Origin of the sequence: Anaerocolumna aminovalerica (genome assembly GCF_900115365.1) — a bacterium.
Lineage (GTDB): Bacteria > Bacillota > Clostridia > Lachnospirales > Lachnospiraceae > Anaerocolumna > Anaerocolumna aminovalerica.
This window is the reverse complement of sequence record NZ_FOWD01000003.1, coordinates 152146-164012: the sequence shown is the minus strand read 5'-3', so window position 1 is coordinate 164012 and position 11867 is coordinate 152146. Positions and strand designations below refer to the sequence as shown.

Below are 11867 nucleotides of genomic sequence, written 5' to 3'. Positions count from 1 at the left end.
AATTACATAGATGGCTCATAAGGTAGCTTAAGGGGGAAGATGAAATGTTAAATTTAGAGCCTAAAAAAAGAAGTAAAATAAGAGTATTTATTGGTAAAAAATATTATAGCTTAAGGCGTAGATTATACTGGATGTTTGGAAAAATCAACTTTGCAAAAGAAAAAGACAGTAAGCCTTATACGCATGAATATTTTTCACATAGAACTCCATTGCTTAGACAGTTAAAAGATGTAGACATGTATCTTCAATATAATAAAATAACTAATCTGAAACTGGCGGTACCCAAAATAAATGATATTATTATTAAACCAGGAGAAACCTTTTCCTATTGGAAGCTCATTGGAAAACCAACAAGGAGAAAAGGGTATAAGGATGGTATGATATTATTTTCAGGAACTTTTAAGCCCGGTATTGGAGGAGGGTTATGCCAGCTTTCTAATCTGATTTATTGGATGGTTATTCATACACCTTTAACTGTTGCAGAACGTTATCGCCATAGCTATGATGTATTTCCGGACAGCAGCCGAACGCAGCCTTTTGGCAGTGGGGCAACCTGTGTCTATAATTACAGGGATTTGATGATTCGCAATGATACAAGTCAGCCTTACCAATTAAAGGTGTGGCTTACCGATTCAGAACTTTGTGGTTCCATAAGAGTAAACAGCAAGCCTTGTGAATTTTATAAGGTTTATGAAAAAGAACATTTTATGAATAAAGAGTTATTTGGAAAATATAGCAGACATAATGTTATTTTTAGAAAAGTATATAATATACATAATAAAATGATGGCAGATGAATATGTAACTGAAAATCATGCGTTAATGATGTATGAACCATTTTTGGAGTATAAACAGCAATAATTTAAGAATATGATGTGAAGCTTTATTAAGGAGGTTTTTATGATTACCATATTTAACAGAAGAGAATTAGTAACCACTTATTCTATGGAAAACCAAGCAAATATAAGAGAAATACTTAAATCTAATAAAATAGATTATCGTTTAAAAACTATAACTAAAAATAGTAGAATAAGAGGAAATATTGCAATTATAGGACAAAATATAAATCAGGCATATGAGTATATTTTCTATGTACATAAAAAGGATTTGGAATATGCTAGATCATATATAAAATAAAACATAAGAAATCATATTATGGATTTTTTATGATTATTTTAATGCTATTTTGTATAGATCATTTTAATGCTATTTTGTATAGGCTATTTACATCATTAAACTATTTTGATATAATAACCTTATTCTTACATTCTGATTTCTGAGATTCATTTTCTAACACATTTATATCAGTTTTAATTTCCTTTTTTATAATTTAAATATATAGGGATTGGCAGGATTATTCTATTTAATAGAATATAATCTTAAAATTCTTATTCTAAGGAGGTGATTTTGTCGACCTTGTAAGTTTCAGCTATATATTTTTTATATGTTGAATGCATTTTTTGGTATTCAATATTTATGACGAAATAAAGTTTGTATATTGACAAAAAGATTAGAATAAGCTATTATAATAAATAAGAACATTAGTTCGTGAACGAAAAGGAGAATGAATATGATAAAGGAAGATAAAGCGAAAGCATTGGAATCTGCACTAGCACAGATAGAGAAGCAATATGGTAAAGGTTCCGTTATGAAATTAGGAGATACCGCAGCTCATATGAATATTGAGACTATCCCAACCGGTTCTCTTAGTCTAGATATTGCACTGGGACTTGGGGGTGTACCAAAAGGAAGAATTATTGAAGTCTATGGTCCTGAATCCAGTGGTAAGACCACCGTTGCATTACATATGGTAGCTGAAGTTCAAAAGCGTGGAGGGATAGCGGGATTTATTGATGCAGAACATGCTCTTGATCCTGTTTATGCGAAGAATATAGGTGTTGATATTGATAATTTATATATTTCACAACCGGATAACGGAGAACAAGCTTTAGAGATTACAGAAACTATGGTACGTTCCGGTGCAGTTGATATTGTTATCGTTGACTCTGTTGCCGCATTGGTTCCTAAAGCAGAAATTGACGGAGATATGGGTGACTCTCATGTGGGATTACAGGCAAGATTAATGTCCCAGGCGCTTAGAAAGTTAACAGCAGTAATCAGCAAGTCTAATTGTATTGTTGTTTTTATCAATCAGCTTCGTGAAAAAGTTGGTGTAATGTTTGGTAATCCGGAAACGACTACCGGGGGTAGGGCACTTAAGTTCTATTCTTCCATTCGTTTGGACGTTAGGAGAATTGAATCTCTAAAACAAGGCGGAGAAATTATAGGAAGCAGAACAAGAGTTAAAGTAGTAAAAAATAAGATCGCACCTCCATTCAAAGAAGCGGAATTCGATATTATGTTTGGACAGGGTGTATCCAGAGAAGGGGATGTACTGGACCTTGCTGCTAATGAGAACATTATTGTGAAAAGTGGTGCTTGGTATGCTTATAATGATGTTAAGATTGGCCAAGGCAGGGAGAATGCAAAAGTTTATTTAAAAGAAAATCCGGAAATATTTACAGAAGTTGAGAAAAAGGTACGGGAAAAATATAATATTTCTACGGATAGCACGGAAGAAGCTATGAATGTAAAAGAATCAAAGGCAGCAAAAGAAGCAAAAAACACAAAAGAATAGTTTATAATAGCACATTATTTAATATTTCGTGAACATAAAATCTGTTCGTGATTTTAGTGCTATGCTTAGAATTTGTGTGCAAGGTGCAATTCTTTACTCCATTTGTATTATATCATAAACAGGGACCGTTCATATTTGCTGTTGCATAAATTGCAGTGCATAATTGTTGTTGCATATTTGTCATTGAATATAGCAACTGCATTATACTCTATAATTGCAACTGCATTATGTAACGGTCCTTATTTTTAAAGGAGATACTATGATTGTAACGAAACTGGAAGAATTAGAAAAGGCTAAAGTAAAAGTTTATATTGATGGGGAATTTCATTTTTTATTATACCGGAAAGACATTAAGATTTATAAATTACAGGAAAATGAACAGATTTCAGATAAAGTTTACGAAGAAATCATTGAGAATACTGTATTGCGCAGAGCAAAACAAAAGGCTATGGCAATTTTAAAATATATGGACAGATCTGAGCAGGAACTTAGACAAAAATTAAAACAGGCTGATTATACAGAAACTATTATTGAAGCAGCTATTGAATATGTGAAGAAATTTCATTACCTTGATGATGAACGATATGCCATGAATTACATTCGATTTAAAAAGAACACAAAAAGCAAACGTCAATTGCAGACAGAGCTTTCGCAAAAAGGAATTCGAAAAGAATACATAGATTTAGCCTTCCAGGAGGAGTATGACGACGAAGAACTGGCAATTCAAAAAGCGGTATCGAAAAAAACATCGGATGTAGATTCCTTATCACAAGAAGAAAAGATGAAATTAGCTTCCTCTCTATATCGAAAAGGCTTTAAAATGGATTTAATACAAAAATATACTAAGATTTATAATTAAAAAATTTCATTAAGGATCATCAATTTGAATCACAATCCTTTGGTATTAGCTTGCAAAGTGGGATATTATCTTGCTTTGCAAGTTTTTATATATATAAACAGGCTAAAAAATTTTTAGTATGCACCAATTATATTTTTGTTAAAATAGCTGATTTTAACTATTTATGTTGGAATTTTATTGAAGTATTTGCTTAAAAGGGATATAATATAATTGGCACAAAATTTGGTTTTAGTTTTACAATATTGAGAAAATGGAGGCCGAATATGAAAATATCTACACAATTGTCAGCTAGGGATCGGATATCCACCCTTTTTGACAGCAACAGTTTTGTTGAAATCGGTGCTTTAGTTACAAGAAGAAGCACGGATTTTAATCTTTCACAGCAGGAATTACCTGCAGATGGCGTAATTACCGGTTATGGTGTTATTGATGGCAATCTGGTCTATGTTTATTGTCAGGATCAAAGCGTTCTTAATGGCACTATTGGTGAAATGCATGCCAAAAAGATATCCCATATTTATGATTTAGCACTTAAGGTTGGGGCACCGGTCATTGGAATTATTGACTGTGCCGGTTTCAGGCTGCATGAAGCGACTGATGCATTACATGGTTTTGGTGAAATCTATTACAAACAGACCATGGCATCAGGGGTCATTCCGCAAATAACTGCCATACTTGGTAATTGCGGAGGAGGCTTATCAGTTTTGACTTCCTTAAGTGATTTTTCTTTTATTTCCCAAAATAATGGTAAATTATTTACTAACTCTCCAAACGTGGTTGAAGGTAACTTTACAGAGAAATGCGATACAGCAGCTGCAAAATATCAAGCAGAAGCAGGTAATGTTGATTTTGTATGTGAAGACGATAATTCTGTATTGGAAAAGATCAGAGAATTAATAACCATTTTACCATCCAATAATGAAGATGATGCTTCTTATGATGAATGTACCGATGATTTAAACAGACTGGTTCCAAACTTTAAGGCAGAAATAAAGGATACCAAACTTGCATTACAAGATATTTCAGACAACAACTACTTTCTTGAAGTAAAAGCAGATTACGCAAAAGATATGGTTACCGGATTTATACGATTAAATGGTATGACTATTGGTGCCATTGCAAATAGAACAGAAATACTTAATGGAGATGGTAAAGCCGTAGAAACCTTTGACAATAATTTAACAACCTCAGGCTGTAGTAAAGCAGATAAGTTTGTAAAGATATGTGACGCTTTTAATATTCCGGTTTTAACATTTACCAATGTATCAGGGTATAAAGCTACAATGGGAGAAGAAAGAACCATAGGAACCGCAGTGGCAAAATTAACATATGCATTTGCAAACGCTACAGTGCCTAAAGTAAATGTTATAATAGGAAAAGCTTATGGAACTGCTTACATAACAATGAATTCAAAACATATAGGTGCAGATATTGTTTTTGCTATAGATGATGCACAAATCGGGATGATGGATGCAAAATCAGCTGCCAATATTATGTATTCTGATACCAAAGATGCTTCCTTGGTGGAAGAAAAATCTGTAGAATATGCTTCTTTACAGGCAAGTGCAGAAGCAGCAGCAAAACGAGGTTACGTGGATAGTATAATACCTGCAGAATCTATAAGAAAACACTTGATTTATGCTTATGAAATGTTATTTACAAAGCGGGAAGGCCGACCTAACAAAAAACATGGTACCATATAGAGTAAATTAGGAGGTTAATCATGATTATATTACAACAAGGAACGAATATTATGTTAGCGGCAATGACAACTACAAAAACAAGCTTATTGGGTAAAGCACTATTGAATTGTGTTATAGGAATGGGAATTGTATTTGTAGTATTAATATTTATATCCTATATTATTTCTTTATTAAAACATGTACCTAAGTTACTGGATAAATTTTCGAATAATAACAAATCGAATAACCTGGAAACCCAAAAAGAATCTGCCATTGATTACGAAATTACTGGGGAAGAAACAGAGAATCCTGTGGAAATATCCTTAACGGATAATACAGAACTGGTAGCAGTTATAACCGCTGCCATTATGGCATCTATGGGAAATGACGTTCCAAAGGATGGTTTGATTGTAAGATCTATTCGTAAGATTAACAGAAGTAGATAAAAGTACTTAACTAAAATTAAAATAAAATCAGGAGGGTATTACCATGAAAAGATATACAATCACTGTAAATGGTATAGCTTATGACGTATCTGTTGAAGAAAAAACAACATTCCAGCAGCCTGTGGCAGCACCAGCACCAACACCAATTCAAACACCAACCGTATCAAATACTGTTCCTGTATCCAAACCGGCAGAGCCTGCGACCGCTCCAAAAGTGAAGGAAATACCTACAGGTTCTTTAGGAAATATTAAAATAGAAAGTCCGATGCCAGGTAAAATATTAGCAATCAAAGCTTCTATAGGCCAGGTTGTTAAAAGAGGTGATGTTATCGTAATTTTAGAAGCTATGAAAATGGAAAATGAAATTGTAGCTCCATCAGATGGAACAGTTGCCAGTATTAACGTTACAGAAGGCAGCATGATAGAATCTGGAGTTTTATTGGCAACTTTAACGGAATAATGATTAGTTGATATTTGAATAGTCTAATACACTGATTGGAGGGTATTTCATTGGATTATTTTGTAAAAACGATTACTGGATTAGTCGAAGAATCTGCCTTCTCCTCATTAACATATAAGAATTTTATAATGATAGGAATAGCATGTATATTCTTATTTCTTGCAATAAAAAAAGGATATGAACCACTTCTTCTAATACCGATTGCATTTGGTATGTTATTGGTAAATTTATTCCCGGGCATTATGGCAGAACCTACGTCTGATGCACTGGGAAATCATGTACCGGGTGGTTTATTACACTATTTCTATACGGGAGACGCATTGGGAATATGGCCTTCTCTTATCTTCTTAGGAGTTGGTGCTATGACAGATTTTGGACCATTGATTGCAAACCCACAAAGCTTCCTTTTAGGAGCAGCAGCACAATTGGGTATTTTCGTTGCCTATTTAGGTGCAATTTATTTAGGATTTGAAGATGGAGCTGCATCAGCTATCTCAATTATAGGGGGAGCAGATGGACCAACCTCAATCTTTTTGGCATCTAAACTAGCCCCTCATTTAATGGGGCCTATTGCAGTAGCGGCATATTCCTACATGTCTCTGGTTCCGATAATTCAGCCACCGATTATGAAACTTTTAACAACAGAAAAAGAGCGTAAAATTAGAATGGAGCAGCTTAGACCTGTTTCAAAAATAGAAAAAATATTATTTCCTATTTTAGTAACAATTGTCGTAGTTTTAATTCTTCCCACAACAGCTCCATTAGTAGGTATGTTAATGTTAGGAAACTTGTTCAGAGAATCCGGTGTTGTAAAACAGTTAACGGAAACCGCTTCTAATGCATTAATGTATATTGTTGTTATCCTGCTTGGAACTTCCGTTGGTGCAACGACCAGTGCGGAAGCATTCTTAACACCTACCACTCTTAAAATTATTGCACTGGGTCTAATTGCTTTTATCTTCGGTACAGCAGGAGGGGTATTGTTAGGCAAGCTCATGTGTAAGCTTACTGGTGGTAAAGTCAATCCATTAATTGGTTCTGCTGGTGTTTCAGCAGTTCCTATGGCAGCAAGAGTGTCTCAAAAAGTTGGTGCAGAAGCGGATCCTACTAATTTCTTGTTGATGCATGCAATGGGGCCTAATGTTGCCGGTGTTATTGGTACGGCAGTAGTGGCAGGAGTATTTCTATCAATATTTGGCGTATAAAACTTATAATTTGTTAAATACATATAGTAAAATATGGAGGTAAAGGAATGTCAGAACAAATAAAACGGCCGGTTAAGATTACAGAAACCATTCTTCGTGATGCACATCAGTCCTTAATAGCCACCAGAATGACTACGGAACAAATGCTCCCTATCATAGATATAATGGATAAAGTTGGTTATCATTCTGTAGAATGTTGGGGTGGTGCAACCTTTGATGCATCCTTAAGATTTTTAAAAGAAGACCCTTGGGAAAGACTTAGAAAATTAAGAGCAGGATTTAAGAATACAAAATTACAAATGTTATTCAGAGGACAGAATATATTAGGATATCGTCATTATGCAGATGATGTGGTAGAATATTTTGTTCAAAAGTCCATTGCAAATGGTATTGATATTATCCGTATCTTTGATGCCTTAAATGATTTAAGAAACTTAGAATGTTCCGTAAAAGCAGCAAATAAAGAAAAAGGCCATGCGCAGGTAGCTATCTGTTATACATTAGGAGATGATTATACTACCGAATATTTTGTCGATTTGGCAAAAAATATAGAAAGAATGGGTGCTGATTCTATCTGTGTAAAGGATATGGCAGGTTTGCTGGTTCCTTACAAAGCAACTGAGTTAATTACTGCTTTAAAATCCGCAGTAAACATACCTATTGATTTACATTCCCATTACACCAGTGGTGTTGCAGGAATGACCTATATGAAAGCAGTAGAAGCAGGCTGCGATATTATTGATACTGCCATGTCACCATTTGCTATGGGAACCAGCCAGCCGGCTACAGAAGTTATGGTGGAAACTTTTAAAGGCACACCATACGATACCGGTTTGGATCAAAAGCTATTAGCGGAAATCGCAGATTATTTCAGGCCTCAAAGGGACCAGGCATTGGAATCTGGAAGCTTAAATCCAAAAGTAATGGGTGTTAATATTAAAACACTGTTATATCAAGTACCGGGTGGAATGTTATCCAACTTAATATCTCAATTAAAAGAACAAAAAGCAGAAGATAAATATGCAGAAGTTCTGGAAGAAGTACCTAGAGTTCGGAAAGACTTTGGGGAACCGCCCTTGGTCACACCCTCCAGTCAAATTGTTGGAACACAGGCGGTACTGAATGTATTAACCGGTGAACGTTATAAGATGGTAACAAAAGAATCCAAGGCAATCTTATCAGGAGAATACGGACGTACAGTAAAACCTTTTAATCCGGAAGTTCAGAAAAAAGTCATTGGTGACAAAGAACCTATAACATGCAGGCCTGCCGATTTATTAAAGCCGGAATTGACCACTATCGAAAAAGAAATGGAGCAGTGGAAAGAACAGGACGAAGACATATTATCCTATGCTTTGTTCCCTCAAGTTGCATTAGATTTTTTCAAATATCGAAAGGCACAGAAGGAGAAAATAGACTTAAACCTGGCAGATACTGTGAATAAAGCTTATCCGGTATAATAATGGACTGAAATCTATAGTTTTGTATGAAAAATAATAGTACACTATAAATTATAACTATAAAATATAAATATAAAAAATATGTTTTAAGAAATATATATTATAAAAAATATATGTTTTAAGAAATATATAGGTTGTAAATTATTTCAAATAAAACGAGTAAATTCATATTTTTCAATAATGAATTTACTCGTTCTTTTTGCCTGCCGGATTCTGTATTAGAATGCCACCAAATTTTCACTTAAGTTATATGCACAATTTATTTAGAGATTCTTTTGCATAATATATCGTTGTTCAGTTTCTCCGACTATAGTAAAACCAAGTTTTTGATATAATGGCATTGGGCCTGCATAGTTATAATACATATCACTTTCAACTTTATTTGGATAAGATTCTATACAGTTGTAGCCGTCTTGTATCGCGTCCTCACAGACCCGGAGCAAAAGTTTTTCTGCTATACCATTTCCACGCATATTCGGCGCAACAGTAAAGCAAAAAATAGATTTAATTTTTTCATCAATATTATTGCTGCTGATATTTTCAGATATGTATTTCCATCCTCCACATTGCATACAATCGGACTTGCGATTCGCGTTACACCAACCTACAATGTTATTATCATGATAAGCTAAGTAGCCTTGTATTTTGCCGCTATTTACATATTTAACAGCATATTTCCGTCTAACATCAGGAGATTGAAAATCTACAGATGTATTTGCATCACTGCAATAATTCAGACAATAGCAACGATCCCATTCCTTGTTGTCAGTATGTGCAACATTTTCAAAAAAGTATAAGTAATCGTCCAACCTTTCAGGTGTTAATCTGAATATTTGAATATCCATGCCATTTACCTCCCATACGCAAAAATTAGTTTCCCATCAATTATTGTTATCAAAAAATTATACTACATTTCTTGATATACTTCCACAGGATTTTGTAAATTTTACCACTTGTTATGAACACATATAAAGGCTTATAAAGCATTTTTTACTATATATTAATAATAAATATTGTAATTTGAAACTGTAAGGTTATAATATACTTATTAAAAATTAAGGAAAACAAGCTTTCCTTAATGGATTAACGGAGGATTTTATGGAACCAATAAAACCATATAAAAAAGGGTTTGATTATTCCTATACATTAGGAGCATTTCCAACAATTGAATTAATAAAAGGACACCCGGAAACAGTAAAAGGAGTTTATATACATTCCACTTTCACAGATAAGGATAACATAATAAAATTATGTAAACTAAATAACATAACTGTACTGGAAAATGATAAATTAATCTCAAAATTAAGCGATAAAGAGAACTGCTTTGTTATAGGTATTTTTGAAAAATATGAGAATACTTTAGATGCGGACAAATCCCATATTATATTAGTCAATCCCAGTAACATGGGAAATTTGGGAACTATTATACGTACTGCAGTAGGAATGGGTATTTATGATATTGGATTGATTACACCCTGTGCAGATATTTATAATCCTAAAACTATACGTTCATCCATGGGAGCATTTTTTAAACTTCGCCATCAGCACTTTACTTCCTTTGAAGAGTATAGAAATCAATACCAAAACCATGATGTATTTACCTTTATGTTAAATGGAAGTAATACCTTAGAAATTCAAAATTGTCCGAAAACACAACTATTCTCTCTGGTATTCGGTAATGAAGCAACAGGACTGGATGATTCCTTTTTAGAAGTGGGAACCAGTATCTGTATCCCACAATCACCGGATGTAGATTCGTTAAACATAACTATTGCAGTGGGTATAGGTGCTTTCATTTTTACCCATCAGACTAAATAGCAAAAGACAGTATTGGAGGATAGTTATGAGTCAAATTACCATACGAATGGCAACTATAGAGGATGCAGAAGATATTTTAAAGATATATAATCCATATATATTAAATTCTGTTATTACCTTCGAATATGAAGAAATATCAACAGCAGAGTTTCAAAAACGTATATCCAATGTATTATCTGCATTTCCATGGTTGGTATGCTTAATTGATGATAAAATAGCAGGTTATTCTTATTGTTCACCCCATCATGTACGGGCTGCATATGGATGGGACTGCCAATGTGCTGTCTATTTGGATCCGGAATATCATAAGAGGGGAATTGGCAACGCTTTATATGAAGCATTATTCCATATAGTAAAACTACAGGGATATTATAATGTATATTCTTTGATTTGTGTTCCCAATGAAGGAAGTGTTGCTTTACATAAGAGACATGGCTTTAAAGAGGTAGGATATTATTCTAATACTGCATATAAATTTGGACAGTGGAGGCATTTGCTGATAATGGAGAAACTGCTGCAAAATACCTTTGATGAACCATCACCGGTAAAAAGAATGAATGAGTTGGATAAAGCTGTTATTGATAAAATAACAAAGGATGCGGCAGGTAGGATTCATTAATAAATATATGTAATATTGTATTATTAGCTAATTGATCGCTAATATATTAGTTCTTATATTAAACTCCCAAGCATCTATTTGAGATAATTTTATTACACAAAGGTTTGTATATAACAGAGTATTTAATTAAGAATTTTATATAATATTTAGCATAGAATTTATAAAAAAATATCTTGACAATTGTATTGAATTTAGTTATACTAGCACCTGTAAAGAAAAAAGCTTTACAGGTGGTGCTTTGTTAAAGGAGAAATCAAAATGAGTGTAACCAATTCAAGCATTCATACAGGAATAGTCAGTACAGATGATAAATTAAAAGAAAAAGTAGAATTATCCATATTATTTGACTTTTATGGTGAGCTATTAAAAAATCATAATAAACAGATATTTGAAGATTATATTCTTAACGATTTGTCCCTAAGTGAAATAGCAGATGGGCAAGGTATCAGCAGACAGGGTGTACATGATATTGTAAAACGCTGTAGTAAACAACTAAAAGAATGTGAAGAGAAATTAAATTTAATAAAAGAATTTAATGAAACCAAAGTAAAAGCAAATCGGATTAAAGAAATTGCACAACAGCTTATGGAATTATCTTCACTGAAAGATGAAAAAGATATACATCAATTAAGTGAAATTATAGAACTGGCAAACGAAATAATGGAAGAATTATAGAACATA

At 33.4% G+C, this 11867-nt stretch carries 13 protein-coding genes; 12 read left to right on the top strand and 1 reads right to left on the bottom strand.

What is annotated here, in order from left to right; translation table 11 throughout:
- Window positions 1-44 precede the first annotated feature (44 nt).
- From BM183_RS02890 to BM183_RS02850, 9 genes are all read left to right on the top strand, one after another.
- Window positions 45-860 carry a VanW family protein gene (locus BM183_RS02890; RefSeq protein WP_091684271.1) on the top strand — a complete coding sequence of 272 codons (816 nt, stop codon included), beginning with the start codon at window positions 45-47 and terminating at the stop codon, window positions 858-860.
- A gap of 39 nt (window positions 861-899) precedes the next feature.
- Window positions 900-1136: a hypothetical protein gene (locus BM183_RS02885; protein WP_091684270.1), complete on the top strand. Its 237-nt coding sequence runs from the start codon at window positions 900-902 to the stop codon at window positions 1134-1136.
- Window positions 1137-1569: 433 nt separating this feature from the next.
- Window positions 1570-2637, top strand: coding sequence for a recombinase RecA (gene recA, locus BM183_RS02880; RefSeq protein WP_170847871.1), 1068 nt, complete (start codon window positions 1570-1572; stop codon window positions 2635-2637).
- A gap of 259 nt (window positions 2638-2896) precedes the next feature.
- Entirely contained in the window at window positions 2897-3496 is a 600-nt protein-coding gene (locus BM183_RS02875) for a regulatory protein RecX (protein ID WP_091684268.1), read from the top strand.
- Window positions 3497-3759: 263 nt separating this feature from the next.
- On the top strand, window positions 3760-5199 hold the full coding sequence (locus tag BM183_RS02870; RefSeq protein ID WP_091684267.1) for an acyl-CoA carboxylase subunit beta: 1440 nt from the start codon (window positions 3760-3762) through the stop codon (window positions 5197-5199).
- Window positions 5200-5219: 20 nt separating this feature from the next.
- On the top strand, window positions 5220-5624 hold the full coding sequence (locus BM183_RS02865) for an OadG family protein (RefSeq protein WP_091684266.1): 405 nt from the start codon (window positions 5220-5222) through the stop codon (window positions 5622-5624).
- Window positions 5625-5667: 43 nt separating this feature from the next.
- The gene (locus BM183_RS02860; RefSeq protein ID WP_091684265.1) at window positions 5668-6084 is read left to right on the top strand and encodes a biotin/lipoyl-containing protein; all 417 of its coding nucleotides are present in this window, start codon (window positions 5668-5670) and stop codon (window positions 6082-6084) included.
- Window positions 6085-6134: 50 nt separating this feature from the next.
- Window positions 6135-7289 (top strand): sodium ion-translocating decarboxylase subunit beta, encoded by a 1155-nt coding sequence (locus tag BM183_RS02855; protein WP_091684264.1) that lies wholly within the window; start codon window positions 6135-6137, stop codon window positions 7287-7289.
- Between the two features lie 47 nt (window positions 7290-7336).
- Window positions 7337-8749, top strand: a complete 1413-nt coding sequence (locus BM183_RS02850; RefSeq protein ID WP_091684263.1) for an oxaloacetate decarboxylase subunit alpha — start codon at window positions 7337-7339, stop codon at window positions 8747-8749.
- A gap of 263 nt (window positions 8750-9012) precedes the next feature.
- On the opposite strand, the gene BM183_RS02845 is transcribed toward BM183_RS02850, so the two are convergent.
- Window positions 9013-9594: a GNAT family N-acetyltransferase gene (locus BM183_RS02845; RefSeq protein WP_091684262.1), complete on the bottom strand. Its 582-nt coding sequence runs from the start codon at window positions 9592-9594 to the stop codon at window positions 9013-9015.
- Between the two features lie 253 nt (window positions 9595-9847).
- Here BM183_RS02845 and BM183_RS02840 point away from each other — a divergent pair, with 253 nt between their 5' ends.
- The 3 genes from BM183_RS02840 (at window position 9848) to ylxM (ending at window position 11861) form a co-directional block, all read left to right on the top strand.
- The gene (locus BM183_RS02840) at window positions 9848-10567 is read left to right on the top strand and encodes a TrmH family RNA methyltransferase (RefSeq protein ID WP_091684261.1); all 720 of its coding nucleotides are present in this window, start codon (window positions 9848-9850) and stop codon (window positions 10565-10567) included.
- 25 nt (window positions 10568-10592) lie between these two features.
- Window positions 10593-11186, top strand: coding sequence for a GNAT family N-acetyltransferase (locus tag BM183_RS02835; RefSeq protein ID WP_091684260.1), 594 nt, complete (start codon window positions 10593-10595; stop codon window positions 11184-11186).
- A gap of 258 nt (window positions 11187-11444) precedes the next feature.
- Window positions 11445-11861, top strand: a complete 417-nt coding sequence (ylxM, locus tag BM183_RS02830; RefSeq protein WP_091684259.1) for a YlxM family DNA-binding protein — start codon at window positions 11445-11447, stop codon at window positions 11859-11861.
- Window positions 11862-11867 lie beyond the last annotated feature (6 nt).